The 24,626-nt window shown below is 70.4% G+C and carries 22 protein-coding genes; 15 read left to right on the top strand and 7 right to left on the bottom strand.

Annotation, left to right across the window (positions count from 1 at the left end):
• Window positions 1–19 precede the first annotated feature (19 nt).
• The 5 genes from tsaE to trxA are packed head-to-tail and all read left to right on the top strand — an operon-like array spanning window position 20 to window position 8,747.
• Window positions 20–1,435 carry a tRNA (adenosine(37)-N6)-threonylcarbamoyltransferase complex ATPase subunit type 1 TsaE gene (tsaE, locus tag E3D03_RS01730; RefSeq protein ID WP_263565538.1) on the top strand — a complete coding sequence of 472 codons (1,416 nt, stop codon included), beginning with the start codon at window positions 20–22 and terminating at the stop codon, window positions 1,433–1,435.
• On the top strand, window positions 1,432–2,100 hold the full coding sequence (locus E3D03_RS01725) for a nucleotidyltransferase family protein (RefSeq protein ID WP_263565537.1): 669 nt from the start codon (window positions 1,432–1,434) through the stop codon (window positions 2,098–2,100). Before tsaE ends, E3D03_RS01725 begins: the two co-directional genes overlap by 4 nt.
• Window positions 2,093–5,020 carry a double-strand break repair protein AddB gene (addB, locus tag E3D03_RS01720; protein WP_263565536.1) on the top strand — a complete coding sequence of 976 codons (2,928 nt, stop codon included), beginning with the start codon at window positions 2,093–2,095 and terminating at the stop codon, window positions 5,018–5,020. The genes E3D03_RS01725 and addB overlap by 8 nt, the downstream gene beginning before the upstream one ends.
• Entirely contained in the window at window positions 5,013–8,372 is a 3,360-nt protein-coding gene (gene addA / locus E3D03_RS01715; protein ID WP_263565535.1) for a double-strand break repair helicase AddA, read from the top strand. The genes addB and addA overlap by 8 nt, the downstream gene beginning before the upstream one ends.
• A 51-nt stretch (window positions 8,373–8,423) precedes the next feature.
• On the top strand, window positions 8,424–8,747 hold the full coding sequence (trxA, locus tag E3D03_RS01710) for a thioredoxin (protein WP_062561584.1): 324 nt from the start codon (window positions 8,424–8,426) through the stop codon (window positions 8,745–8,747).
• A 30-nt stretch (window positions 8,748–8,777) separates the two neighbouring features.
• Here trxA and E3D03_RS01705 read toward each other — a convergent pair whose 3' ends face one another.
• A complete protein-coding gene (locus E3D03_RS01705; RefSeq protein WP_263565534.1) occupies window positions 8,778–9,680 on the bottom strand; it encodes a hypothetical protein in 903 nt (300 codons plus the stop codon).
• 83 nt (window positions 9,681–9,763) lie between these two features.
• Between E3D03_RS01705 and hslV the strand changes: the two genes are divergently transcribed.
• The 4 genes from hslV to E3D03_RS01685 all read left to right on the top strand — a co-directional run bounded on the left by hslV (window position 9,764) and on the right by E3D03_RS01685 (window position 13,073).
• Window positions 9,764–10,318 carry an ATP-dependent protease subunit HslV gene (gene hslV / locus E3D03_RS01700; protein WP_263565533.1) on the top strand — a complete coding sequence of 185 codons (555 nt, stop codon included), beginning with the start codon at window positions 9,764–9,766 and terminating at the stop codon, window positions 10,316–10,318.
• An 82-nt stretch (window positions 10,319–10,400) separates the two neighbouring features.
• Window positions 10,401–11,708: an ATP-dependent protease ATPase subunit HslU gene (gene hslU / locus E3D03_RS01695; RefSeq protein WP_263565532.1), complete on the top strand. Its 1,308-nt coding sequence runs from the start codon at window positions 10,401–10,403 to the stop codon at window positions 11,706–11,708.
• 56 nt (window positions 11,709–11,764) lie between these two features.
• Window positions 11,765–11,941 (top strand): PLDc N-terminal domain-containing protein, encoded by a 177-nt coding sequence (locus E3D03_RS01690; RefSeq protein WP_082724765.1) that lies wholly within the window; start codon window positions 11,765–11,767, stop codon window positions 11,939–11,941.
• Window positions 11,942–11,999: 58 nt separating this feature from the next.
• Window positions 12,000–13,073: an alpha/beta hydrolase gene (locus E3D03_RS01685; protein ID WP_263565531.1), complete on the top strand. Its 1,074-nt coding sequence runs from the start codon at window positions 12,000–12,002 to the stop codon at window positions 13,071–13,073.
• Here the strand turns inward: E3D03_RS01685 and E3D03_RS01680 are convergent.
• Window positions 13,070–13,678: a Smr/MutS family protein gene (locus E3D03_RS01680; RefSeq protein ID WP_263565530.1), complete on the bottom strand. Its 609-nt coding sequence runs from the start codon at window positions 13,676–13,678 to the stop codon at window positions 13,070–13,072. The genes E3D03_RS01685 and E3D03_RS01680 overlap by 4 nt on opposite strands.
• A 3-nt stretch (window positions 13,679–13,681) precedes the next feature.
• Window positions 13,682–14,338 carry a Tim44/TimA family putative adaptor protein gene (locus E3D03_RS01675; RefSeq protein WP_263565529.1) on the bottom strand — a complete coding sequence of 219 codons (657 nt, stop codon included), beginning with the start codon at window positions 14,336–14,338 and terminating at the stop codon, window positions 13,682–13,684.
• A gap of 109 nt (window positions 14,339–14,447) precedes the next feature.
• Here E3D03_RS01675 and E3D03_RS01670 point away from each other — a divergent pair, with 109 nt between their 5' ends.
• The 3 genes from E3D03_RS01670 (at window position 14,448) to E3D03_RS01660 (ending at window position 16,272) form a co-directional block, all read left to right on the top strand.
• On the top strand, window positions 14,448–15,008 hold the full coding sequence (locus E3D03_RS01670) for an FxsA family protein (RefSeq protein WP_263565528.1): 561 nt from the start codon (window positions 14,448–14,450) through the stop codon (window positions 15,006–15,008).
• Window positions 15,009–15,057: 49 nt separating this feature from the next.
• On the top strand, window positions 15,058–15,579 hold the full coding sequence (secB, locus tag E3D03_RS01665; RefSeq protein WP_263565527.1) for a protein-export chaperone SecB: 522 nt from the start codon (window positions 15,058–15,060) through the stop codon (window positions 15,577–15,579).
• A gap of 81 nt (window positions 15,580–15,660) precedes the next feature.
• Window positions 15,661–16,272 (top strand): HD family hydrolase, encoded by a 612-nt coding sequence (locus E3D03_RS01660; RefSeq protein ID WP_263565526.1) that lies wholly within the window; start codon window positions 15,661–15,663, stop codon window positions 16,270–16,272.
• A gap of 32 nt (window positions 16,273–16,304) precedes the next feature.
• On the opposite strand, the gene E3D03_RS01655 is transcribed toward E3D03_RS01660, so the two are convergent.
• Together E3D03_RS01655 and E3D03_RS01650 are read right to left on the bottom strand one after the other, a co-directional pair.
• Entirely contained in the window at window positions 16,305–16,613 is a 309-nt protein-coding gene (locus tag E3D03_RS01655; RefSeq protein ID WP_062561573.1) for an H-NS family nucleoid-associated regulatory protein, read from the bottom strand.
• A 77-nt stretch (window positions 16,614–16,690) separates the two neighbouring features.
• Entirely contained in the window at window positions 16,691–17,239 is a 549-nt protein-coding gene (locus E3D03_RS01650) for an ActR/PrrA/RegA family redox response regulator transcription factor (RefSeq protein WP_263565525.1), read from the bottom strand.
• Window positions 17,240–17,384: 145 nt separating this feature from the next.
• On the opposite strand from E3D03_RS01650, the gene E3D03_RS01645 reads away from it, so the two are divergent.
• From E3D03_RS01645 to E3D03_RS01635, 3 genes are all read left to right on the top strand, one after another.
• Window positions 17,385–18,722, top strand: a complete 1,338-nt coding sequence (locus E3D03_RS01645; protein ID WP_263565524.1) for an ActS/PrrB/RegB family redox-sensitive histidine kinase — start codon at window positions 17,385–17,387, stop codon at window positions 18,720–18,722.
• A gap of 74 nt (window positions 18,723–18,796) precedes the next feature.
• On the top strand, window positions 18,797–20,383 hold the full coding sequence (locus E3D03_RS01640; RefSeq protein WP_263565523.1) for a PAS-domain containing protein: 1,587 nt from the start codon (window positions 18,797–18,799) through the stop codon (window positions 20,381–20,383).
• Between the two features lie 61 nt (window positions 20,384–20,444).
• Window positions 20,445–21,128 carry a 5'-methylthioadenosine/S-adenosylhomocysteine nucleosidase gene (locus tag E3D03_RS01635; RefSeq protein ID WP_263565522.1) on the top strand — a complete coding sequence of 228 codons (684 nt, stop codon included), beginning with the start codon at window positions 20,445–20,447 and terminating at the stop codon, window positions 21,126–21,128.
• Window positions 21,129–21,846: 718 nt separating this feature from the next.
• Here the strand turns inward: E3D03_RS01635 and E3D03_RS01630 are convergent.
• Together E3D03_RS01630 and E3D03_RS01625 are read right to left on the bottom strand one after the other, a co-directional pair.
• Window positions 21,847–23,490 (bottom strand): DUF4139 domain-containing protein, encoded by a 1,644-nt coding sequence (locus E3D03_RS01630; RefSeq protein ID WP_263565521.1) that lies wholly within the window; start codon window positions 23,488–23,490, stop codon window positions 21,847–21,849.
• An 86-nt stretch (window positions 23,491–23,576) separates the two neighbouring features.
• On the bottom strand, window positions 23,577–24,599 hold the full coding sequence (locus E3D03_RS01625; RefSeq protein WP_062561568.1) for an aspartate-semialdehyde dehydrogenase: 1,023 nt from the start codon (window positions 24,597–24,599) through the stop codon (window positions 23,577–23,579).
• Between the last annotated feature and the right edge of the window lie 27 nt (window positions 24,600–24,626).

Below are 24,626 nucleotides of genomic sequence, written 5' to 3'. Positions count from 1 at the left end.
GGGCGCTTAGGTTCAGGCCATGACCCTGCTTGCGACGCTTGATCTTGCCGATGCCGATCTGACCGCCTGCCTGGCGCGGGTGATGGCTGCGGTCCTGAAACCCGGCGACGTGGTCGCCCTGCAAGGCCCGGTCGGCGCCGGCAAGACGCATTTCGCCCGCGCCTTCATCCGTGCCCGCCAGGGCGAGGCGGCCGAGGATGTGCCCAGCCCGACCTTCACCCTGGTCCAGACCTATGCCGACCCCTTGGGGACCGAGATCTGGCACGCCGACCTTTATCGCCTGACCCATCCCGAGGAGCTGGCCGAGCTGGGCCTGGACGAGGCGATGCAGGGCGGCATCGTTCTGGTCGAATGGCCCGACCATGGCACCGCCCTGCCCGACCCGCTGACCATCGGCCTCGACCCCGATGCCGACGACCCCGACCTGCGCCGGATCACGCTTTCGGGCGCCGAGCCGCGCTGGGGCTTTGCCGCCCGCCTGCCCGGCCTCGCCCGGCTGATCCACCGCGCCGGCTGGGCGAATGCGCGGCTGGTCCCGCTGGCAGGCGACGCCTCGTCGCGGCGCTATTTCCGGCTGATCGACGGGGACCGCAGCGCCGTGCTGATGGATGCCGCGCCCGGCACCACCGACGGCTATGTCGCCATGACGCAATGGCTGCGGCATCGCGATTTCCACGCGCCCGAGATCCTGGCCGCCGACCAGCACGAGGGGCTTTTGCTGCTGGAAGACCTGGGCGACGACCTGGTGGCCCGGGTGCTCGCGGCCGAGCCGGCACTGGCGCCGCGGGTCTATGACCGCATGACCGACCTGCTGGTCGCGCTGCATCGCCATCAGCCGCCGGATTTCGTCCTGCGCCTCGACGGGCCGGAGCTGGCGCGGCAGGTCGGGCTTTTCGCCGAATATTACCCCGCCGCCGCCGGCACGCCGGGCTTCGGCGCCGGGATCGCGCCGGCCATCGAGGCGCTGCATGGCGGGCTTTGTGCCGATGCGCCGGCGGTGCTGGGGCTGCGCGACTTTCACGCCGAGAACCTGGTCTGGCGGGGCGACGCGCCCCTGGGCCTGCTGGATTTCCAGGACGCGGTGGCCGTGCATCCGGCCTATGACCTGGTCTCGGCCCTGCAGGACGCCCGCCGCGACGTGGCGCCCCAGGTCGAACAGGCGCAGATCGACCGCTATATCGCCGCGGCCGGGGTCGATGGCGCGCGCTTCCGCGCCGCCTATGCGCTTCTGGGCGCGCAGAGGAACCTGCGCATCCTGGGCATCTTCACCCGGCTGGCGCAGCGCGAGGGCAAGCGGCGTTACCTCGCCTTCATGCCCCGGGTCTGGGACGCCATCCGGCGCGACCTGGCCCATCCGGCGCTGGCGCCGCTGGCCGAGGCCATGGCGGGCATCCCCGCGCCCACGCCCGAGGTGATCGAAAGGATCGCCGGATGAGCCTGCCGCTGATGATCTTTGCCGCGGGCAAGGGCACCCGCATGGCACCGTTGACCGATACCGTGCCGAAACCCTTGATCCCGGTTGCCGGCCGCACCCTGCTGGACCGGGCGCTGGATCTGGGTCGCGCGGCAGGGGTCGGGCCGGTGGTGGTCAATATCCACCATCTCGGCCACCAGGTCCGTGATCACATCGGCGCGCAGGCGGCGATTTCCGATGAAACCGACCTGCTGCTGGACACCGGCGGCGGCCTGCGCAAGGCCTTGCCGCTGCTGGGCGCCGGTCCTGTGATCACAATGAACCCCGATGTGATCTGGACCGGCCCGAACCCGATCCGCGCGCTGCTTGCGGGTTGGCGCGAGGATATGGACGCGCTCTTGATGCTGGTGCCCATCGCCCGGACGCATGGCCGCCAGGGCGGCGGCGATTTCAGCCTCGGCCCCGACAACCACCTGATCCGCAAGGGCGATCTGGTCTATGGCGGCGCGCAGATCATCCGCCCCGACCGGCTGGAGGAGATCCCCGAGACGGTGTTCTCGCTGAACCTGCTCTGGGACCGGCTGATCGCCGAGGGCCGCGCCTTTGGCCTGATCCATGCCGGCGCATGGTGCGACGTCGGCCGGCCCGACTGCATCCCGCTGGCCGAGGAGCTGCTCGGTGGCTGACTGGCAAGGCGGCCTTTACGCCCTGCCCTGCGGCGCCGATTTCGCCGGCGCCTTTGCCGAGGGGTTGATCGCGCGGATGCGCCACCGCCCGCCGCAGGACATGGCGCGGGTGACGGTCTATGCCAACGCGGGCCAGTCGCTGCTGGCGCTGCGCGATGCGCTGGTCTGGCGCGGGCCGCTGGTGCTGCCGCAGTTGCGGCTGATCGGCGACATCGGCGGCGGCGCGGCGACCGCGCCCTTGGCCCGGCGGCTGGAGCTGGGCCGGCTGATCGACGCCGCGCTGCGCGCCCAGCCCGACCTGGCGCAGGGCCAGTCGGTGCCGGAACTCGCGGCCTCGCTGGCCGGGCTGATGGCCGAGATGCAGCTGGAAGGGCTGGACGCCACGGCGCTGGACCGCATCGACGCCAGCGAGCACGCCCAGCACTGGGGTCGGGCGCTGGCCTTCCTGAAGATCGCCGCCGGCTATTACCTGACCGACCCGCCGCAGGATCGCGAGAGCCGGCAGCGCGCCGCGGCCGAGCGGCTGGCGGCCGCCTGGGCGCGGGGCGAGTTGCTGCCCGAGGGGCCGGTGCTGGTCGCCGGCTCGACCGGCTCGCATGGCGCGACGCGGGACTTCATGCGCGCCGTCGCCCGGCTGCCGATGGGCGCCGTGGTGCTGCCCGGCTTCGACCCCGACCTGCCGCAGCCGGTCTGGGACAGCCTCGACGCCCGGGCCGAGGATCACCCGCAGGCCCGCTATGCCCCCTTCCTGGCCGAGTTCGGCCCGCCGCGCGACTGGCTGCCGGATGCAGCCCCCGACCCGGCGCGCAACCGCCTGATTTCCCTGGCCCTGCGCCCTGCCCCGGTCACCGACCAATGGATCACCGAGGGCCCGGCCTTGGGCCCCTTGCCGCCCGCCACCGCGAACCTGACCCTGATCGAGGCCGAGCAGCCGGGCCACGAGGCCGAGGCCATCGCCCTGATCATCCGCCAAGCGGTCGAGCGCGCCGAGCCCGTCACGCTGATCGCTGCCGACCGCATGCTGACCCGGCGCGTGCAATCGGCGCTGGACCGCTGGGGCATCATCCCGGACGATTCGGCCGGCCAGCCGCTGCCGCTGACCGCGCCGGGCCTGTTCCTGCGCCATGTCGCCGATCTCAACGGGGCCGAGCTGATGATCGACGGCCTCTTGGTGCTGCTGAAGCATCCGGTCACCGCGACAGGGCTGGGCGCGGAATACCGCCGTGATCACAACCGCCACAGCCGCGACCTGGAACTGGCGCTGCGCCGCGACGGCCCGGCCTTTCCCGATGGCGCGGCCCTGCGCCAATGGGCCGAGCGCGGTGACGAGAAAAGCAAGCCCTGGGCGCTGTGGCTGGCCGGCCTGCTGGACCGGATCGTGCCCTTGGCCCGCGACCGCGCGCCGCGCCCGCTGGCGGCGCGGCTCTCCGAATTGCGCGCCCTGGCCGAGGATCTGGCCGCCGGCCCGGGCGGCAGCGCCGATGCCTCCGAGCTTTGGGGCAAGGCCGCCGGCGGCCTGGCGCGCGGCGTGCTGGACCATCTGGCCGCCCATGCTGCGCTTGGCCACGACCTGCGCCCCGGCGAATTCCGCGACCTGCTGCATGGCGAATTGCAGGCCCAGGCGGTGCGCCAGGACGTGGCCGCGCATCCGCTGGTCCGCTTCCGCGGCCCGCGCGAGGCGCGCTCCGAGGCGGTGGGCCAGGTCATCCTGGCCGGCCTGAACGAGGGCGGCTGGCCGCAGGCCCTGCCCCCGGACCCGTGGCTGTCGCGGCCGATGCGGCTGGCGGCCGGCCTGACCCTGCCCGAGCGGCGCGTGGGCCTGTCGGCGCATGACTTCCAGCAGGCCGCCGGCGCCGCGCAGGTGATCCTGACCCGCGCCCGCCGCGATGCCGAGGCCGAGACCATCCCGGCGCGCTGGCTGAACCGGCTGACCAACCTGCTGGGCGGCCTGCCCGCGCAGGACGGCCCCCGCGCCCTGGCCGAGATGCGCGCGCGCGGCCTGTTCTGGCTGGACCTGGCCGAGGCCCAGGCCCGGCCGGCGCAGCACCTGCCCCGCGCCGCGCGCCCCTCGCCGATCCCGCCCGCCCCGGCGCTGGCGGAAATGTCGGTGACCGAGGTCCGGACGCTGATCCGCGACCCCTATGCCGTCTATGCCCGCCGCGTGCTGGGGCTGCGGGCGCTGGAGCCCTTGCGCCCCGAACCCGACGCCGCCGACCGCGGCAATGCGCTGCACGCGATCATGGACCGCTTCCTGCGCGGCCTGCCCGACCTGCCGGAAACCCCCGAGGTGATGCGCGACCGCCTGCTTGTGATCACAGACGCGGTGCTGGCCGAACAGGTGCCCTGGCCCTCGGCCCGGCTGTTCTGGCGCGCGCGCATCAGTGGCGTCGCGGATCGGCTGATGGCGGACGAGGCGGCGCGGCTGCAACAGGGCCGCCCGGTGCTGGTCGAGGACCGCGGCGCGCTGGCCGTGCCCGGTGCCGATTTCCGCCTGACCGCGCGGCCCGACCGGCTGGACCGGCTGACGGATGGCCGGGTGCAGGTCTATGACTACAAGTCCGGCAAGCCGCCGACCGACAAGCAGGTCGCGCATTTCGACAAGCAGCTGCCGCTGGAAGCGGCGATGGTCGAGCTGGGCGGCTTTCCGCGCCTTGGCCCGGCCGAGGTCGCCGGTATCAGCTATATCCAGCTGGGTGGCGAGGGCAGGACCGAGCCGCGCGACTTCGGCCCCGGCCAGGCCCTTGAAACCTGGCAGGGTTTTATCGCGCTGATCGGGCTTTACCTGCGCGGCGAGCGCGGCTTTACCGCCCGCCTGGCGATGGAGCGCAGCGACCATGCCAGCGATTACGACCACCTGTCGCGGCACGGCGAATGGGACGCGACCGACCCCGCGACGCCCGAGAGGTTTGCCGATGGATGAGGCCACCCTGGCGCAGGTGCGGGCGGCGGAACCCCTGCGCTCGACCTGGCTCACCGCCAACGCGGGCTCGGGCAAGACCCGGGTGCTGACCGACCGGGCGGCGCGGCTTCTGCTGGCCGGGACGGCGCCCGAGCGCATCCTGTGCCTGACCTATACCAAGGCCGCCGCCAGCGAGATGCAGAACCGCCTGCTGAAGCGCTTGGGCGAATGGGCCATGCTGCCCGAGCCCGCGCTGCGCGCCGAACTCGCCCGGCTGGGCGAGAGCGCCGCCCCCGACCTGCCCGCCGCGCGCCGGCTGTTCGCGCGGGCCATCGAGACCCCGGGCGGGCTGAAGGTGCAGACCATCCACAGCTTCTGCGCCGGCGTGCTGCGCCGCTTTCCGATTGAGGCCGGCGTGCCGCATGGCTTCACCGAGCTCGACGACCGCAGCGCCGCGCTGATCCGCGCCGAGATCATCGAGGACATGGCGCATGACGATCATCCCGCCTTGCAAGACCTGCTGGCGCTGCATTCGGGCGAGAAGCTCGACGCTTTCCTGGCCGGTCTGCGGGGGTTCGATGCCCCCGCGGACCGGGACGCGCTCTGGGCGGCCTGCGGTCTGGCCCCGGGCGCCGACATGGCCGGGCTGCTGGCCCAGACCTTTGCCGACGGCGCGCGGGTGATCCCGGCGCTGATCCCGCATCTGCTGAAATCGGGGCCTAACGACCAGAAGGCGGCGGTGCGGCTGGCGGCCGGCGACTGGGTGCAGCCGGGCGCGGCGGAACTCGCGATCCTGGAATCGGTGCTGCTGAATGGGGCAGGGGCCAAGGAGCCCTTTGCGCCGAAATACGACAGCTTTCCGACCAAGGCGCTGCGCAGCGGCCCCTGCGCCGGGCTGATGGACGACCTGGCGATCCTGATGGAGCGGGTGGCCGATGCCCGCCTGCCGCGCATCGCCCTGGCCCATGCCCAGAAGTGCCTGGCGCTGCACCGTTTCGGCCACGCCTTCCTGTCCCGCTATCGCGCGCAGAAGGCGGCGGGCGGCCATCTGGATTTCGACGACCTGATCGAGCGCACGGCGCGGCTTCTGTCCGAAGGCAGCATGGCGCGATGGGTGCTGTTCCGGCTGGACGGCGGCATCGACCACATCCTGGTCGACGAGGCGCAGGACACCAGCCCGGCGCAATGGCAGGTGATCCAGCGCCTGACCGACGAATTCACCGCCGGGCAGGGCGCGCGGGATCACACGCGCAGCCTTTTCGTCGTCGGCGACCCGAAACAGTCGATCTACAGCTTCCAGGGCGCCGATATCGCCGTCTTCGAGGCCCGCCGCGCCGGTTTCGCCGCCGGTTTCGCGGCGGTCGAGCAGCCGATGCAGGTGCTGGAACTGCGCCATTCCTTCCGCAGCTCGCCCGCGATCCTGGCGCTGGTTGACCAGGTTTTTGCCGGCGATGCCGCGCGGGGGCTGGGCGATCCGCCGCAGCACCGCGCCTTTCGCGCCGCCATGCCCGGCCGGGTGGACCTGTGGCCGGCGATCCCCAAGCCCGAGAAGCCCGCGCCCGGCGACTGGACCGATCCGGTGGACAAGCCGGCCGAGAACGCGGAAACCACGCAGCTGGCCCGCGCCATTGCCGAAGGCATCGCCCAGATGCTGGGCGAGCCGATCCTGGACGGCAAGACCGGCGCGGTGCGCCGCATCCGGGCCGGCGATGTGCTGATCCTGGTGCAGCGCCGCTCGGACCTGTTCCAGGAGATCATCGCGGCGCTGAAATCCGCCGGCCTGCCGGTCGCCGGCGCCGACCGGCTGAAGCTGGGCGGCGAGATCGCGGTGCAGGACATCCGCGCGCTGCTCTCGGTGCTGGCCACGCCCGAGGACGACCTGTCGCTGGCCGCCATCCTGCGCTCGCCGCTGTTCGGCCTTAGCGAGGAACAGCTTTACCGGCTGGCCCGGGGCCGCAAGCGCGGCGAATACCTGTGGCGGCGGCTGCGCGATTCGGGCCATCGCGAGGCGGTCGAGATCCTGTCGGACCTGATGGGCCAGACCGGCTTCCTGCGCCCCTACGACCTGATCCAACGCCTGCTGATCCGCCATGGCGGCCGCGCGCGGCTGATCGCCCGGCTGGGCCCCGAGGCGCAGGACGGCATCGACGAGCTGCTGTCGCAGGCGCTGCGCTATGAGGCCAGCGAGACGCCCTCGCTGACCGGCTTCCTGGTCTGGCTGGCCGGCGACGAGATCGAGGTGCGCCGCCAGCCTGGCAGCGCCGGCGATGGCGAGGGGCTGATCCGGGTGATGACCGTGCACGGCTCGAAGGGGCTGGAAAGCCCCATCGTCATCATGCCCGATTGCGCCAGGCGCCGCGCCCCGCGCGAGGCGCCGGTGCTGCCGGGCGCGGATGGCCTGGCGCTGTGGCGCGGCCGCAAGGGCGAGCGGCCGGACCCGGTCGAGGCGCTGGCCGAGGAACAGACCCGCCGCCAGCTCGAGGAAAGGAAGCGCCTGCTCTATGTCGGCCTGACCCGCGCCGAAAGCTGGCTCATCGTCGCCGCGGCGGGCGAAACCGATGCCGAAAGCTGGCATGGCATGGTCGAGGCCGGCTTTGCCCGCAGCACCCTGGCTGAGCGCCGCATCCCGTCGCTCTGGGGCGAGATCCGGCGCCTGGAATGGGGCGACTGGCCCGAGGCGGCGCCCGACAGCCCGCCCCGGACCCGGCCCGTGGCCGAGTTGCCCGACTGGCTGTCGGCGCCGCTGCCGCCGGTTCCGGCCAAGCAGCGCCCGGTGTCGGCCTCGGGTCTGGGCGGCGCCAAGGTGATCGGCGGCGGGGCAGGGGACGCCGAGGCGGCGATGCTGTTCGGCACCCGGCTGCACCTGCTTCTGGAGCATCTGCCTGGCCGCGACCCCGCCGAATGGCCGGCGCTGGCCCGCGACCTGCTGGCCGATGCCGAGGGCGGGCTGCCCGGCCCGGACGCGCTGGCGCAGCTTCTCTCCGAGGCCCGGGCCGTGACCGAGGCGCCCAAGCTTTCCCAGGTCTTCGCGCTGCCCGAAGGCGCAGAGCTTTTCCGCGAGCTGGCGCTGGCCGCGCCGGTGCCGGGCCTCGGCATGGTGCTGGGCCAGATCGACCGGCTTGTGATCACAAAGGACCGGCTGCTGGCGGTGGACTACAAGTCGAACCGCGAGGTGCCGGCCGGTCCCGGGGAGGTGCCGCTGGGCATCCTGCGCCAGATGGCCGCCTATCGCGCCGCGCTGCGGGCGATCTGGCCCGGGCACCGGGTCGAGATGGCGGTGCTGTGGACGGCGACGCGCAGCCTGATGCCGCTGCCCGATGCGCAGCTGGATGCGGTGCTCGCGGCCCTTGACCCCGGTGCCGCGGGTGCCTAGCTCTTGGATACATTCCTGCCGGATCCCTCCGGCATTGCGCAGGAGCATCCCATGGCCAATACCCAAGCCGTTACCGACGCCGATTTCGACAGCGAAGTGCGCCAGTCCGCGACCCCCGTCGTCGTGGATTTCTGGGCGGAGTGGTGCGGCCCCTGCCGGCAGATCGGCCCCTCGCTGGAAGAGCTGGCGGCCGAGTATCAAGGCCGCGTCAAGATCGTCAAGGTGAACGTGGACGAGAACCCGGAAAGCCCGGCCGCCCTGGGCGTGCGCGGCATTCCGGCACTGTTCCTGTTCAAGGACGGCCAGGTGGTCTCGAACAAGATCGGCGCCGCGCCCAAGGCCGCGCTGAAGGCCTGGATCGACGATTCGATCTGATCAGAACGGATTTTCGCAAAGGGCGGCGGGTCAGATCGGCCAGCCGCCCTTTCGCATGGCGGCCAGGATACGCTCCGGCGCCTCGGGGCGGCTGGCGTTGATCGACTGCTCTTGCAGGAACCACCACAGATAGCGGGCGTAATCCGGGGCGTGACTTCCGGCCGCCGCCAGCGCCGTATCGGCGCCGAGATCGGCCACGTTCAGGCCGATATGGTGAAAGTCGATCTGCCCGAACAGCACCGCCGGCTTGCCGAGGATATAGCCGTCGAAACCGACGCCGCTGTTCTGCGTCGCGACGAAGGCGCAGTCGCGCAAGAGCTGGCCCGTGTCGCCGCCGATGCGCAGGTTCGGGTGGCGCCTGGCCAGCCGGGCCAGCGCGGCATGGTCGGCGGCATCGTAGCTTTCCCTGGGATGCAGGGTCGCGACGGTGGGCCGGCCGCTGGCGGCGACATGCTCCAGCATCTGGACCGGGCTCATGGTCTGGAACGACCGGCAGCGGCGGATATGCCCCTGCAGCGGCACCAGCACCGGCCCCGTCCGCCTGGGCGGCGGGCCGGGCAGCACCCGTTCGCGCAGGGCGCGGGCGAATGCCTCGGCCGGGGCGGGGTCCACCGTCGCCGGGTCGAAGCGGGCCTGCGCCACCCGGAAGCGCCAGCGCTGCTGCGTGGTCTCAATGCGCCAGAACGGATAGTGATAGGTGCGGCGAAAGCTCAGCGCCCGGTCATGCGTCGGCGGCTGCATGTGAAACAGCGCATAGCCGTCACGGCGCGGGGCGGTGCGGCGCGCCTCGGGGCCGGTCTCGTGCCATTCGACGCGCCAGCCACGCGATTCCACGGCGGCCTTCAGCACGTTCAGGAAATTCATATTGCCCGCCCGCGTCATATGCAGCAGCGGGCCCTCCAGGTAGACGCGCAGGATCGGGGCGTGTGTCATGGCCGGCAGGCTAGCGGTGCCGTGCGGGTTGCGAAAGAGGCGGGCCGGTCATATCTGAGCCGCAACAGAAGGCGGAGAGCACGATGTCTGATGACAAGTTTCCCGGCTGGCACGGCACCACCATCCTGGCGGTGCGGCGCGGCGGCAAGGTCGTGGTGGCCGGCGACGGCCAGGTCAGCGTCGGCCAGACGGTGATGAAGGGCACGGCGCGCAAGGTGCGGCGGCTGAAGCCCGGCGGGCATGACGTGGTGGTGGGCTTCGCCGGCTCGACCGCCGATGCCTTCACCCTGCTCGAGCGGCTGGAGAAGAAGCTGGAGGCGGCGCCGGGACAGCTGGCGCGGGCCTGCGTCGACCTGGCCAAGGACTGGCGCATGGACAAGTACCTGCGCAATCTCGAGGCCATGCTGATCGTCACCGACGGGCGCGAGATCTTCGTGGTGACCGGCGCCGGCGACGTGCTGGAGCCCGAGCATGACGTGGCCGCCATCGGCTCGGGCGGGAACTATGCCCTGGCCGCGGCGCGCGGGCTGATGGAGAGCGAGCTGGATGCCGAGCAAGTGGCGCGGCGCGCCATGGCCATCGCCGCCGACATCTGCGTCTATACCAATGGCAACCTGACGGTCGAGGTTCTGGGCTGAGGGGGCTCTGCCCCCGTCCTTCGGACTCCCCCGGGATATTTGGGCAAGAAAGAAGCCCTTGTCCAAGACAGAAAGGCAGAAGATGAGTGACCTGACCCCGCGCGAGATCGTGTCCGAGCTGGACCGGTTCATTATTGGCCAGAAGGACGCCAAGCGCGCCGTGGCCGTGGCGCTGCGCAACCGCTGGCGGCGCCGGCAGTTGGGCGATGACCTGCGGGACGAGGTCTATCCCAAGAACATCCTGATGATCGGCCCGACCGGCGTCGGCAAGACCGAGATCAGCCGCCGGCTGGCCAAGCTGGCCCGGGCGCCCTTCCTGAAGGTCGAGGCGACCAAGTTCACCGAGGTCGGCTATGTCGGCCGCGACGTCGAGCAGATCATCCGCGACCTGGCCGATGCCGCCATCGTCGAGACCCGCGAGCGCATGCGCGAGGAGGTCAAGGCCCGCGCCCACAAGTCGGCCGAGGATCGTGTGGTCGCGGCCCTGGCCGGCGAGGGCGCGCGCGAGCAGACCAAGCAGATGTTTCGCGACAAGCTGAAGCGCGGCGAGCTGGACGATACCGTGATCGAGCTGGAGGTGCAGGACAATTCCAACCCCTTCGGCATGATGGAGGTGCCGGGCCAGCCCGGCCAGCCGATGGGCGGCATGATGGACCTGTCGGGGCTGATGAAGGCCTTTGGCGGCCGGCGCGTGCGGCGCAAGGTCACCGTCTCGGAAAGCTACGAGCTGCTGATCGCCGAGGAGGCGGACAAGCTCTTGGACGACGAGGCGGTGAAGGCCGCCGCGCTGGAATCGGTCCAGGAAAACGGCATCGTCTTCATCGACGAGATCGACAAGGTGGCGACGCGGACCGATGCGCGCGGCGGCGACGTCTCGCGCGAGGGGGTGCAGCGCGACCTGCTGCCCTTGATCGAGGGCACCACCGTCAGCACCAAATACGGGCCGGTGAAGACCGACCATATCCTGTTCATCGCCTCGGGCGCGTTCCACATCGCCAAGCCCTCGGACCTGCTGCCGGAATTGCAGGGGCGGCTGCCGATCCGGGTCGAGCTGCGCGCCCTGACCGAGGAGGATTTCATCCGCATCCTGACCGAGACCGACAATGCCCTGACCCGGCAATATACCGCGCTGATGGCGACCGAGGGCGTCACCGTCACCTTTGCCGAGGACGGTGTGCGGGCGCTGGCGCGGATCGCGGCCGAGGTCAACGGCTCGGTCGAGAACATCGGCGCGCGGCGGCTTTACACGGTGATCGAGCGGGTGTTCGAGGAGCTGTCCTTCAGCGCCCCCGACCGCTCGGGCGAGACCGTGCTGGTCGATGCCGGCTTCGTCGAGACGCATCTGGGCGATCTTGCGCGCTCGACCGATCTGTCGCGCTATGTGCTCTAGCGGAACCGGCGGGCGCTTTCGCCGTTGTGCTGGCGGATAACGGACGAGGGCGCCCCATGAGCTATATTCTCGGCATCATCATCTTCGCTTTGGATGTCTGGGCGATCGCCTCGATCATCAACACCAACGAGACGACCACGACCAAGCTGATCTGGATCGCGCTGGTCGCCATCCTGCCGGTGGTCGGGCTGATCATCTGGTGGCTGGCCGGACCCAAGGCAAAATACGGCTAGGGCTTTTCGACCCGCCCGCGTGATGGCATGTTGCCCCCGGATCGACAGGGGGACGGGCATGCCGAGGCGGCTGATGATCGGACTGGTGCTGGCCGTGGCGGCCTGCGCGCCGCGCGGCGCGATCACCTTGGCGCCCGAGGCCGCCGGGATCGGCACGGTCGAGCGGATCTATGTCGCCAGCAGCCGGACCTTGCAGGACAGCCGGCAAGAAAGGGTCAGCTTTGGCCGGATCGATGTCTCGGTCCCGCCGCAACGCCGGCCGGGGACCATCACCTATCCGAAAAAGGGCGCGACGCCCGATCCGCAGACGGATTTCCTGGTCTCGGACTATCGGCGGTTCGCCCGGCCCGAGGATTTCCGCGCCGACCTGCGGCGCGCCGTGGCGGAAAGGCCGCGCGGGGATCGAGATGTTGTGTTGTTCGTGCATGGCTACAACAACACCTTCGCCGAGGGCCTGTATCGCTTTGCCCAGATCGAGCGTGACCTGAAGCTGCCGGGGGTGCCGATGCATTTCTCGTGGCCGTCGCGCGGGCAGCCGCTGGCCTATGCGGGGGACCGCGACAGCGTGCTTTATTCCCGTGACGGGCTGGCGCGCAGCATCCAGATCGCGACCGAGGCGGGCGGCGGCAAGACGATCCTGGTCGCGCATTCCATGGGCGCGCTGCTAATGATGGAGAGCCTGCGCCAGATGGCCATCGCCGGCGACCGGCGCACGCTGGACCGGATCGGCGCGGTTGTGCTGCTGTCGCCCGACATCGACGTCGGCGTGTTCCGCAGCCAGGCCCGCGCCATCGGCAGGCTGCCGCAACCTTTCATCATCTTCACCTCGGGCCGCGACCGGGCGCTGAACCTGTCGGCGCTGATCTCGGCCGAGCCGGTGCGGCTGGGCAACCTGACCGATGCGCGGGCGGTGGCGGATCTGCCGGTGACCCTGGTCGACGTCGGCGCCTTCAGCAGCGGCGACGGGCATTTCAACGTCGCCACCTCGCCCGCGCTGATGCGGATCCTGAGCCAGGCGCGAGAGCTGAACACCGTATTCTCGTCGGATGTGGCGGGTGGGGTCGGGCCGCTGACCCAAACCGCGCTGCGGGTCGAGCGGGCGGCGCAGGTCGTGATCTCGCCCGGCTTCTAGCGGCGCAGATAGACGTAATAGGCGCCCTCGCCGCCATGGCGGCGATGCGCGGGGCGGATCTGCAGCACCACCTGGTTCAGCGGCGGCATGTGCAGCCAATGCGGCACGTTGTGGCGCAGGGCGCCGGGGCGGACGGGCAGGGGGGCGTCGGGCCCGCCCTCGCGGCCCTTGCCAGTGATGACCAGCACCAGCCGCCGCCCCTCGGCCCGGGCCTGCAGGATGAAGCGAGTCAGCGCCGGCTGGGCGATGTTCAGCGTCATGCCATGCAGGTCGATGCGCGCCTCGGGGGCGAGCTTGCCGCGGGTCATCTGGCGATGGGTCTTGTGGTCCATGCGCAGCGGCTGGGCATGGACCATGGCCGGCGGCGAAGGCGACAGCGCGACGCGGCTTGCGGGCGCGGCCGCCAGCTTGCCGATGCGCAGGTCATGGAGCGCAAGCGGCGGCGGCGGGGGCGCGACCGCGCGGGGGGCTTGCGGCGGCGGGGCCAGGGTTTCGGGCAGCGGCGGCTCGGGCTTGCGGCCGGGATGCATGGGCACGGCGCTGGCCGCGACGCGCGACCACAGGGCCTTGTCCTCGGCCGAGAGTCCGCGCCGCCTCCTTGCCATGGCTCAGGCCGTGGCGACCAGTTGCCAGTTCGGATCGTCCTCGCCCATGCGCCGGGCAAAGGTCCAGATGTCGCGCTGCTTGCGGGCCGATTTCGGGTCGCCGTCGACGACATTGCCCTGGGCGTCGCGGGTGGCGACGATCATCTCGCCGACGAAGCGGACCGAAAGCTCGGCCATGCCGCTGGCGGGGGTAAACTCGGCGCTGGCCAGCGCGGTTTCGCGGGTGCCGAGGAACTGCGCTTCGGTGGTCAGCCCGCGCGCCTTGCGGTCGGCGATGACGCTGTCGAAGGCCTCGGCCACCTGCGGCGCGAGAAAGCCGCGCACCTCGGCGATGTCGCCGCGCTCGAAGGCCATCAGGATCATCTCATAGGCCGATTTCGCGCCGGCCAGGAACGGGCCGACGGCAAAGTCGGGCTCGGCACGTTTCATCTGCGCCAGCGCCTGGGCGGTCGGGCTGCCCGGTTCGGCATGGTCGGCGATGTCGCTGTCGCCGGGCTCGGCCGTGCCCTCGATCACGTCGAAGCGCTTGCGCGGTGCCGGCTCCTCGGGAAGGCTCGGCGTCTCGAACCCGTCGCGCGTGCCCAGGACGCCGCGCAGGCGCAGGATCAGGAAGACGGCGATCGCGCCCAGGACGAGCAGTTGCAGCAGGGGGTTCGACATGGGCGGCCTGACAATCTTTGTAACGGCGGTTTGGATGCTTATGTAGGGTGAGCACCGGCCCAAGTCCAGTTTGGCGCCGGAAAATGGAAGACTTGGGAGAGAGTTTCGCATGTGGCTGCTGTTGCCTTTCGTGATCCTGCCGATCGTCGAGATCGCGCTGTTCATCCAGGTGGGCGGCCTGATCGGCGTGCTGCCGACGCTGGCGCTGGTGCTGGGCTCGGCGGTGCTGGGCGCGGCGGTGATGCGCCGCCAGGGCGCCCGCGCCATGCTGGACCTGCAGCAGGCGATGCAGGAGTTCCGCGACCCGGCCCGGCCGATGGCGCATGGCGCGCTGGTGATGATCGCCGGCCTGCTGCTGATGGTGCCCGGCCTGCTGACCAGCGCCATCGGGCTTTTGCTGCTGATCCCTTGGGTGCGGGCGCTGCTTCTGCGCTGGATGGGCCGGCGGGTCACGGTGGCCTCGGCCGGCTTCGGCTATCCGCCGCGCTTTCCCGACGCCGACCTGGGTGCCGATCCGGCCGGGTTTCGCCCGGCCCGCGGCTGGCCCGACGAGGGCGTGATCGACGGCGAATATTCCGTGCAGGACGACCCGCCCGCGCCGGTGCGCGAAGGTCTGACCGACCAGACTGCGCCGAAACGCCCCGGCACCTCGGGCTGGACGCGGCATTGAGCGCCCGGCGCCGGGGTGCTAGAACCCCGGCAAATCCGAGGAGAACGCAATGAGCGACGAGACCAATAATGCCGCCGCGCCCGACGGCCAGGCGCCCGAGGCCCAAGCCGGCGTGCGGCTGCAAGTGCTGACGCAATACATCCGCGACCTGTCGTTTGAAAACGCCGTCGCGCAGAAGGGCCTGCCCTCGGGCGAGGTGCAGCCCGAGATCAGCGTCCAGGTCAGCCTCGACGCCCGCAAGCGTCCGGCCGATCACCAGTACGAGGTGATCAGCAAGTTCCGCGTGCAATCGACCAATGCCGCCGACAAGTCGCCGATCTTCCTGTGCGAGCTGGACTATGGCGGCATCTTCCACGTCGAGGGCGTGCCCGAGGACCAGCTGCACCCGTTCCTGATGATCGAATGCCCGCGCATGCTGTTTCCCTTTGTGCGGCGCATCGTCTCGGACATGACCCGCGACGGCGGCTTCCCGCCCTTCAACATGGACCCGATCGACTTCGTGGCGCTGTATCGCCAGGAGATCGCCCGCCGCATGCAGGCTGAACGGCCGGCCGACCAGCCGCTGTCCTGAGCGTGTTCACTTCTGCGTGATCCCGGGTCCGTGGCGGAGGCGTCGCGGGCCCTTCTTCGTGCCGCAACCGGAGAAAGAGCGATGGCGAAAGCCGCGAAACGGGCCTGGCAGCGGATGCTCTCGGGGCGTCGGCTGGACCTCCTGGACCCGACGCCGATGGATATCGAGATCGCCGACATCGCGCATGGACTGGCCTTTGTCGCGCGCTGGAACGGCCAGACCCATGGCGACTGGGCCTATAGCGTCGCCGAACATTCGCTGCTGGTCGAGCAGATCCACGCCCGGGCCGAACCCGAGGCCGAGCCCCGCTGGCGCCTGGCGGCGCTGCTGCATGACGCGCCGGAATATGTCATCGGCGACATGATTTCGCCGGTGAAGGCGGCGCTGGGACGCGAATATGGTGAAATGGACTCGCGCCTGGCGGCGGCGATCCATCGGCGCTTCGGATTGCCGGCGCAATTGCCGGCGCCGGTCAAGCGCGCCATCAAGCGCGCCGACCGGATCTCGGCCTGGCTGGAAGCCATTCAGATTGCCGGTTTTTCCCGAACCGAGGCGGATCGGCTGTTTCCGGTTCCCGATCCCGGCCTGTTGCAGGGGCTGGAGATAAGGCTGCGGCCGCCGCGTGAAACCCGTGCCGCCTATCTGGCGCGATTTGACGAATTGCTCGCGGAAATCGACCAGTCGGGGCATTAAAAAACCCCGCGGTTTTCCGCGGGGTTTCAGGTTCAGATTTCCAGGTCTTCCAGCTTTTTGCCGCTGTCCAGCGCTTCCTGCACCCAGCGCGGCTTGCGTCCGCGCCCGGTCCAGGTCGCCGAGGGATCCTGGGGATTGGCATATTTTGCCGCCACCTTGCTGCGCGCCGGCCGGGCGGCGGTCAGTTCGGCCAGATTGAAGCCGAATTCACGCGCCGCGCTTTCGACGGCGGCCAGCGCCTCGCGTTTGCGGCGATCCTCGAAGGTGGAAATGGCGCGGTCCAGCTTGTTGCGCAGTTCACGCAGTTCTTTCAGGGACATTGCGTCCAGATCAACGGTCATATCGGCATCCCGGTTTTGTTGTGCCCCCAATATTTGCATTCCGCTCGGAATTGCAAATGTTTTCGAGGGCGCCGTTATTAACGCGGGCTGCGCTTGGCCAAAATCCGCTGCAATGTGCGGCGATGCATATGCAGCCGCCGGGCGGTTTCGCTGACATTGCGGTCGCATTGTTCATAGACGCGCTGAATATGCTCCCAGCGCACCCGGTCGGCCGACATCGGCATTTCCGGCGGCGGCGGCAGCGTTTCGCCGCGCGCCAGCAGGGCGCGGGTGACGTCATCGGCGTCGGCGGGTTTCGACAGATAATCCGTGGCGCCCATTTTCACCGCCGCGACCGCGGTGGCGATGGCGCCGTATCCGGTCAGCACGACGATGCGGGCATCGGCGCGGGTTTCGCGGATCGCATCGACCACGTCCAGCCCGTTGCCATCTTCCAGCCGCAGGTCAACCACCGCAAAGGCCGGCGCCTTTTCGGCCAGAAGCGCGCGCGCCTCGGCGACCGAGCCGGCCCGGCTGACGGCAAAGCCGCGCTTTTCCATGGCCCGGGCCAGCCGGGTCAGAAAGATCTCGTCATCGTCGACCAGCAGCAGGCTGGGGTCCGGTCCGATCTGGTATTCCTCGGCCATATCGCTTTCGCCTTTGATTTTGGATTTGCTTAGGCGGTTTTTCAGGCCTGGTCAAACATGGCGCCAATTCATGCCCGGTCCGTGCATTGCTTGCCGCCGGTCGCCGCCCTATCAAGGTCGAAGCCCCCGAAACCGGAGACCCTGCGTGCCCCTTGGCCTCGTTTCCCGCCGCATCGATCTTTTACCCGGCCAGCCGGGACCCGAGCCGATCCGGCTGCGCACCCTGATCCTGCTGCGCTGGGTCGCCATCGCCGGGCAATTGGCCGCGGTGGGCGCGGCGCTGGCGATCGGGGCGAAATTCTTGCTGCCGGCGGTCCTGGCGGTGATCGGCCTTGCCATCGCGCTGAACCTGGCGCTGTCGCTGCGCCCCGGCCGGCGCATCACCGCGCGCGAAGCGGCCTGGCAGCTGGGCTTCGACCTGGCGCAGATCGCGGCGCTGCTGGCGCTGACCGGCGGGCTGGAAAACCCCTTTGCGCTGTTGCTGCTGGCGCCCGTCACCATCACCGCGACCGCCCTGCCGGGCCGGCACCTGCTGGCCCTGGGCGTGGCCACCTTCGTCATGGTGACGCTGGCGGCGGTCTTTGCCCAGCCGCTGACCTTTCGCCCGACCCGGCTTGCGCTGCAATATCCGCTGCTGGTCGGGCATTGGTTCGCCATCGTCATCGGCGCGCTGTTCTTCGCGGCCTATGCGCGGCTGGTCGCGGCCGAGGTCAGCGCCACCTCGGACGCGCTTTTCGCCGCGCGCATGGCGCTGGAGCGGGAACAGAAGCTGCAGACCCTGGGCGGTGTCGTCGCCGCCGCCGCGCATGAGCTGGGCACGCCCTTGGCCACGATCAAGCTGGTCAGCGCCGAGCTTTCGGACGAGCTGGCCGAGGCGCTGCCCGATCGCGACGACCTGGCCGAGGATCTGGCGCTGCTGCGCCAATCCGCCGACCGCTGCCGCGACATCCTGAAATCCATGGGCGCCTCGGGCCGCGACGACCTCTTGATCCGCTCGGCGCCGCTGTCCGAGGTGCTGGCCGAGGCCGCCGCCCCGCATCGCGACCGGCGCGCGCAGATCGTGCTGGACAGCGCCGCGGCCGACCCGATCGTGCATCGCGACGCCGCGGTCATCCACGGGCTGCGCAACCTGATCCAGAACGCCGTCGATTTCGCGGCCGAGCGCGTCACCGTGCGCACCGGCGCCGACCGGCGCGAGATCTGGCTGCGCATCAGCGACGACGGCCCGGGCTTTCCCCCGACGCTGCTGCCGCGCATCGGCAGCCCCTTTCTGACCACCCGCCCCCGCGCCGAGGACGGCCGCAGCTACGAGGGCATGGGCTTGGGCCTGTTCATCGCCAAGGCGCTGCTGGAACGCTCGGGCGCGCGGCTGCGCTTCGGCAATGGCGCGCAGGGCGCCGAGGTCACGGTGATCTGGCCGCGCGAGCTGATCGAGACCGACAACCGCGGCGCCCTGGGGCGAAACCCCGAAATTCTCGGCTGAATTCGGCGCCCGTTAACCACTTCTTAAAATATCGCGCTATAGTTGAACGGGTGGGTCCATGATGGGTTGTTGCGATGGTTGCGCATTTCCTGATCGCCTTTGCTGCCGCGGCGCTGGCCGTCGGCCTGGCGCTGCTGCTGATGCGGCAGCTTGAGCGGCGCTTCGGCGGCGCCGGTCCGGCGCGTGGCCTGGAACGCGGGATCGAGCCGATCGTCTTCCTGTTCCGCAACCAGGTGCTGATCGATGCCACCGGCCCGGCCCGGGCGCTGCTGGCGACGCTGCCCGGCCAGGGCGACTGGCAGGGCCTGGCCAGCTGGCTGGCGATGCGCCTGCCGGATTTCGGCGCGCTGCTGCCCGATCTTTCCGGCGCCGCGCGGCTGGAGTTCAAGGAACGCGCCGAAGGGCATCCGCTGCGCCTGCTGGCCGAGGATCTGGGCGAAGGCGTGATCCGCCTGACGCTGGCCGATCCGGCGGCCGAGAATGCCGGCATCCTGGTCGATTCGCTGTCGCTGGGCGTCATGGAGCAAGAGCTCGAGATCCTGCGCAGCACCATGGACCATTCGCCGATGCTGGCCTGGCGCCAGGACCGCCAGGGCCAGGTCACCTGGGCGAACTCGGCCTATATGGACCTGGCCGATGCCCGGCTGCCCGACCAGACGCAATGGCCCCTGCCGCAGATCGTCGACCTCAGCGCGCGCCCGGCCAGCGGCGGCGGCGCCCGGCGCATCCAGGTCGACCATGACGGGCAGAGCCGCTGGTACGATTGCCACGTGCACGAGGTTGCCGAGCAGACCGTCGCCATCGCTCTGCCCGCCGATGCCGCCGTCCGGGCCGAGCGGGCGCTGCGCGAATTCGTCCAGACCCTGACCAAGACCTTTGCCGACCTGCCCATCGGGCTGGCGATCTTCGACCGCGACCGCAATCTGCAGCTGTTCAACCCGGCGCTGATCGACCTGACCGGGCTCGCCACCGGCTTCCTGACCGCGCGCCCGACGCTTTACGCCTTTCTGGATCGCCTGCGCGAGGCGCGCATGGTGCCCGAGCCTAAGGATTACCGCAGCTGGCGCAACCAGATGGCCTCGCTGGAAGCGGCGGCGTCGTCGGGGCATCATGTCGAGATGTGGTCGCTGCCCGGCGGCCAGACCTATCGCGTCACCGGCCGGCCGCATCCCGACGGCGCGGTGGCCTTCCTGTTCGAGGACATCACCTCGGAAATCTCGCTGACCCGCAAGTTCCGCGCCGACCTGTCGCTGGGCGCCGAGGTGCTGGATTCGCTCGAGGACGCGGTGGTGGTCTTTGCCGCGAATGGCGAGCTGCTGATCTCGAACCGCCGCTATGGCGAGCTTTGGGGTGCCGCCGCGCCGGCGACGCTGGACGACCATATCGCGGTCTGGACCCAGGCCTGCGGGCAAAGCCCCGGCCTTGCCGCGCTGCGCGAGGCGCTGCATGCCGCGCTGCCCGACCAGCCGGTGCGCGGCGCGATGGCCGGCCCGGCGGGGGGGCTGTTGTCCTGGGGGCTGCGCGGCCTGTCGGGCGGGCGGCTGCTTCTGAGCTTTGCCGCGCCGATGCCGACGCCGCCCCTTGCGGTCGAGCCGCCGGCCAGGACCGCGCTGGCGGATCCGGCCGAGACGGCGCGGCTGCGCCGCAGCATGAGCGGATGAAATCTCCCTTGCCTCCGGACCCGCCCTGCGCTTCCCTGCGCCGGATCGCAGGAGGCTGGGCATGATGGATAAGGCGCGACAGGATGGCAGCCGGCCGGTGGTCCCCGACATCCTGGCCGGGCGCCGCGTGCTGTTCGTGATGGCGCTCGACTCCGAATACGGGCGGCAGCTGCGGGCCCGCATCGCGCCCTTGATGACCGGCGTCGGCCCGGTCGAGGCCGCGGTCGTGCTGAGCACCGCGCTTGCGCGGCTCGAGGCCCGGGGCGCTTTGCCCGAACTGGTGGTCTCGCTGGGTTCGGCCGGCTCGCGCCAGCTGGAACAGCTGCGGGTCTATCAGGTCTCGGCGCTGGAATATCGCGACATGGATGCCTCGCCCCTGGGCTTCGCGCGCGGCGAGACGCCGCTTCTGGGCCTGCCCGCCCGCCAGCCGCTGCCGCATCGCATCCCCGGCCTTGCCGAGGCGAGCCTCGCCACCGGGGCCAGCATCGTCAGCGGCGCGGGCTATGACGCGGTCACGGCGCAGATGGTCGACATGGAGAGCTATGCGGTGCTGCGGGCCTGCCAGCGCTTCGGCCTGCCGCTGATCGGCCTGCGCGGCATCTCGGACGGGGCCGAGGAGCTGCGCCAGCTGTCCGACTGGACGCAATATCTGCATCTCGTCGATGAAAACCTGGCCGAGGCCGTGGATCGGCTGGGCGAGGCGCTGGCCTCGGGTGCGCTGGTGCTGCCGGCGACCGACGCCTAGTCCTTGGCGTCGGCCAGCACCGGGGCGGAAGACGGTGCGCATGGGTCACCGGGCGGTGTCGCGACCTCGCCGAACGCCTACCGCGCCCTCTTGCGGCGCCGGCAAACAGCTGGTCCCGGGCCTCCAAGCGGTGGCCGCGTTGGGCTCCTCTCATTCCGCAGGGCGGAGGCGCCGCGCATTGCAGTCCGGGCGCTCGTCCTGCGCCAGCCGTCAGCGCCGAGCCGGGGCTAGTGATTGGCGCAAGGCGCCCCCCAGCGGTGCTGCTGACGTGCAGACGGGCGCTTGCCTTGGCGCAGCTTGTGCCGTCCGTCGCTCGGCTGGCCCATGACCGAATGCCAGGCGATAGCCGGGTTCCTCACCGCGGCTCCAGACGCCTCGGATTTGCCGGGGCCATCGCCTGTCCTCGGGCCCGATCCGCACCGGGCTCGCGATCGGCGCGAGGCGCAGCGCAATGGGATCACCCAGCGGTGCTGCCGCCAGACCAAGTCGTACCGCCCAGACGCCGCCTCGCATCAACGGGAGTTAAAAATGCTCGCATGACACCTGGGAGCACGCTGGCGCTGGCCCTGGCCGGCTGCAGCGGCGTCGCGTTTGCCGCCGACCCCGTGCTGGACCTGGTCGCGGCGCCGGCACGGCCAAGACCTTGCCCAGAGCACGCCGCGCGGTGGCTGCCTCTCGGGCGACGATGCCGCGATTCAGGCGCCGGGATTCGCCTGGGTCAGTCGTCGGCACCGACCAGCATCTGGCCCTCGGGCCAGCGCAGCGTGGTGCTCAGCGTGATGACCTGCTCCTCTCCGGCGGCGATGCTGCGGTTCCAGACCAGCAGCCCGCGCTTGCCGTCGGGGTCGGTGGCGTCGGGCGCGGGGTCGGCGCGCCAGTCGATGCGCAGGTCCTTCTGGGTCGAGACCGGCACCCGGTCGATCACCCGCAGCGGCCATTCCTCGGCGGTCAGGTTGCGGATGCGCAGCTCGGCCACCTCCTGGCGTTCCGAGGATTTCGAGATCAGCCCGCGCGCGCCCTCGGTCTCGTCGGGGGTGCGGTGTTCCAGCTTGATGCCGGTCAGCGGGCCGAAACCCAGTTTCATCTTGTCGCCGGCGGCGGTCAGTTCCAGCCCGCCGCGCCCGACCAGCGCGCCGTCCGCGTAAAAGCTGGCGCTGCCGGGCAGGATCACCGCGCCGGTCGAATTCACCGTATCGGCCACCAGATAGGCGGTGTCGTCGCGGCGCGGCACCGCCTCGGCCACCACCTCGGGGGTCAGCTCATGCGAATCCAGCGGCAGGCGCAGCGCATCGGCGCCGTCGCGCAGCGTGACCGGAGTCGGGTAGTCATAGACCACCGTCTCGCCGACCACGCCCGCCAGGGCCGATCCGGCGACGCCGGATTCGTCCAGCACCACCGACTCGACCTCGTAGCGTTCGGCGGAGTCCATCGCCGCCTCGGCCATCGGCGCGGCCGAGCGGCTGTAGAGCCTGGCCTCGTTCTCGCCGATGCGGGGGAATTGCGGCTGCAATTCGCTGGGCGCCGACTGGTCCATCGGCCGTGCCGTCGAGAGAAGCAGATGCACGCCGGACCAATCCTCGCCGGTGTTCTGCCGCACCAAAAGGCCGCGATCCAGGCGCAGCTTGCTCTCCTTGCGGGCCAGCGACAGGTCATAGACCGGCTGCCAGCTGGCGTCGCCAGTCAGGCTGGTGATGCGGATGCGCGCGGGCTGACCCTGGCCCTGAACCGCGACGACCAGCGCGCCGCGCGCCGATTCCGGGCCGCGCAGCGCCTCGAGCCGGGCCTCGGCGGTCTCCAGCCGCTCCTCCAGGTCCTCGCGGCCCTGGTCGGCGGCTTCGGCCTCGGCCTCGGCGCGGATCGCGGTCTGGCGCGCCTGCAGCAATTGCTGGCCGACCGTGCCCGACAGGGCGGCGATGTCATTGCCGGCCATGCCATCGGATTCCGCCAGCTTCATCAGGAATTCGATCAGGTCCTCGGCCGCCTCGCCCTGGGCCTTGATGCCGGCGACGCGGGATGCGTGCGCCGAAAGCTCGGATTTCAGCTGCCGGACCCGGTCCTCGGCCGCGGCGAGCTCGGGCGATTTCGCCGGCGTTTCGGGCAGGGCGCGTTCCTGCTGGAAGCCGACGGCGCCGATCACCGCGCCTTCGCCGCTGATGCGCAGGCTTTCCGGGGCCACGCCCTCGGGGATGCCGGGGATGACCAGCTCATGCGCGCCGGCGGGCAGGTCGAGCGCCGCCTCGCGGGTGACGCCGGCGCCCCAGGGGTAGACGGTGACATCGGTCACGCGGGCCGTGGTCTCGATGCGGTCGGCAAGCGCGGGGCCGGCGAACAGGATGGCGGTGGAAAGCAGAAGATGACGCATCGGACCCCTCGTTGATAACGGCCGACAGGGTCCGCGACGCGGGCGCGAAATGCAAGAGGGCGCCCCAAGGCGCCCGCATCGGCATCTCAGCCTTTTTTCAGGATGCGATTGCCCAGAAGCTCGGCGATCTGCACCGCGTTCAGCGCCGCGCCCTTGCGCAGGTTGTCGCTGACGCACCACAGGTTCAGGCCGTTTTCCACGGTGACGTCCTGGCGGATGCGGCTGATATAGGTGGCGAAATCGCCGACGCATTCGATCGGCGTCGTGTAGCCGCCCGGCTCGCGCTTGTCGACGACCAGGATGCCCGGCGCCTCGCGCAGGATGTCGCGGGCCTCGTCCTCGTCCAGGAAATCCTCGGTCTCGATGTTGACCGCCTCGGAATGGCCGACGAAGACCGGCACGCGCACGCAGGTCGCGGTGACCTTGATCGCGGGGTCGAGGATCTTCTTGGTCTCGGCCACCATCTTCCATTCTTCCTTGGTGTCGCCGCTGTCCAGGAAGACGTCGATCTGCGGGATCACGTTGAAGGCGATCTGCTTCTGGAACTTCTTCGGCTCGACCTCCTGCCCCGGGACATACATGCCCTTGGTCTGGTTCCAGAGCTCGTCCATGCCCTCTTTCCCGGCGCCCGAGACCGACTGGTAGGTCGAGACGACGACGCGCTTGATCCGGGCACGGTCATGCAGCGGCTTCAGCGCCACCACCATCTGCGCGGTCGAGCAGTTGGGGTTCGCGATGATCATCTTGTTGCGGTAATCCTCGATCGCGTCGGCGTTCACCTCGGGCACGATCAGCGGGATTTGCGGGTCGTAGCGGTAAAGCGACGAGTTGTCGATCACCACGCAGCCCTGGCTGGCCGCGATGGGGGCATAGGTCTTGGTCGCGTCCGAGCCGATGGCGAACAGCGCGATGTCGTAGCCGGTAAAGTCGAAACCCTCGATATCCTTGCATTTCAAGGTCTTGTCGCCATAGCTGACCTCAGTGCCAATGCTCCGGCGCGAAGCCAGAGCGACAACCTCATCGGCAGGGAACTCGCGCTCGGCGAGAATGTTCAGCATTTCACGGCCCACGTTCCCCGTGGCGCCGGCGACAACGACCTTGTAGCCCATTGGGGGTCTCCTTCTAAAGGACGCCGC

The organism is Paracoccus sp. DMF (assembly GCF_004407025.1).
In the GTDB taxonomy this organism is placed as follows: Bacteria; Pseudomonadota; Alphaproteobacteria; order Rhodobacterales; family Rhodobacteraceae; genus Paracoccus; species Paracoccus aminovorans_B.
The sequence above is the reverse complement of the archived record's forward strand: the minus strand, read 5'-3'. Positions and strand labels throughout refer to the sequence as shown.

Coding starts and splice junctions, on each gene's coding strand:
- trxA (WP_062561584.1), top strand. CDS start 8,424: ATGGCCAATACCCAAGCCGTTACCGACGCCGATTTCGACAGCGAAGTG.
- tsaE (WP_263565538.1), top strand. CDS start 20: ATGACCCTGCTTGCGACGCTTGATCTTGCCGATGCCGATCTGACCGCC.
- addA (WP_263565535.1), top strand. CDS start 5,013: ATGGATGAGGCCACCCTGGCGCAGGTGCGGGCGGCGGAACCCCTGCGC.
- E3D03_RS01640 (WP_263565523.1), top strand. CDS start 18,797: ATGGTTGCGCATTTCCTGATCGCCTTTGCTGCCGCGGCGCTGGCCGTC.
- E3D03_RS01670 (WP_263565528.1), top strand. CDS start 14,448: ATGTGGCTGCTGTTGCCTTTCGTGATCCTGCCGATCGTCGAGATCGCG.
- E3D03_RS01680 (WP_263565530.1), bottom strand. CDS start 13,678: ATGGCAAGGAGGCGGCGCGGACTCTCGGCCGAGGACAAGGCCCTGTGG.
- E3D03_RS01660 (WP_263565526.1), top strand. CDS start 15,661: ATGGCGAAAGCCGCGAAACGGGCCTGGCAGCGGATGCTCTCGGGGCGT.
- E3D03_RS01705 (WP_263565534.1), bottom strand. CDS start 9,680: ATGACACACGCCCCGATCCTGCGCGTCTACCTGGAGGGCCCGCTGCTG.
- hslU (WP_263565532.1), top strand. CDS start 10,401: ATGAGTGACCTGACCCCGCGCGAGATCGTGTCCGAGCTGGACCGGTTC.
- E3D03_RS01675 (WP_263565529.1), bottom strand. CDS start 14,338: ATGTCGAACCCCCTGCTGCAACTGCTCGTCCTGGGCGCGATCGCCGTC.
- E3D03_RS01725 (WP_263565537.1), top strand. CDS start 1,432: ATGAGCCTGCCGCTGATGATCTTTGCCGCGGGCAAGGGCACCCGCATG.
- E3D03_RS01690 (WP_082724765.1), top strand. CDS start 11,765: ATGAGCTATATTCTCGGCATCATCATCTTCGCTTTGGATGTCTGGGCG.
- hslV (WP_263565533.1), top strand. CDS start 9,764: ATGTCTGATGACAAGTTTCCCGGCTGGCACGGCACCACCATCCTGGCG.
- E3D03_RS01685 (WP_263565531.1), top strand. CDS start 12,000: ATGCCGAGGCGGCTGATGATCGGACTGGTGCTGGCCGTGGCGGCCTGC.
- E3D03_RS01630 (WP_263565521.1), bottom strand. CDS start 23,490: ATGCGTCATCTTCTGCTTTCCACCGCCATCCTGTTCGCCGGCCCCGCG.
- E3D03_RS01650 (WP_263565525.1), bottom strand. CDS start 17,239: ATGGCCGAGGAATACCAGATCGGACCGGACCCCAGCCTGCTGCTGGTC.
- secB (WP_263565527.1), top strand. CDS start 15,058: ATGAGCGACGAGACCAATAATGCCGCCGCGCCCGACGGCCAGGCGCCC.
- E3D03_RS01635 (WP_263565522.1), top strand. CDS start 20,445: ATGATGGATAAGGCGCGACAGGATGGCAGCCGGCCGGTGGTCCCCGAC.
- E3D03_RS01655 (WP_062561573.1), bottom strand. CDS start 16,613: ATGACCGTTGATCTGGACGCAATGTCCCTGAAAGAACTGCGTGAACTG.
- E3D03_RS01625 (WP_062561568.1), bottom strand. CDS start 24,599: ATGGGCTACAAGGTCGTTGTCGCCGGCGCCACGGGGAACGTGGGCCGT.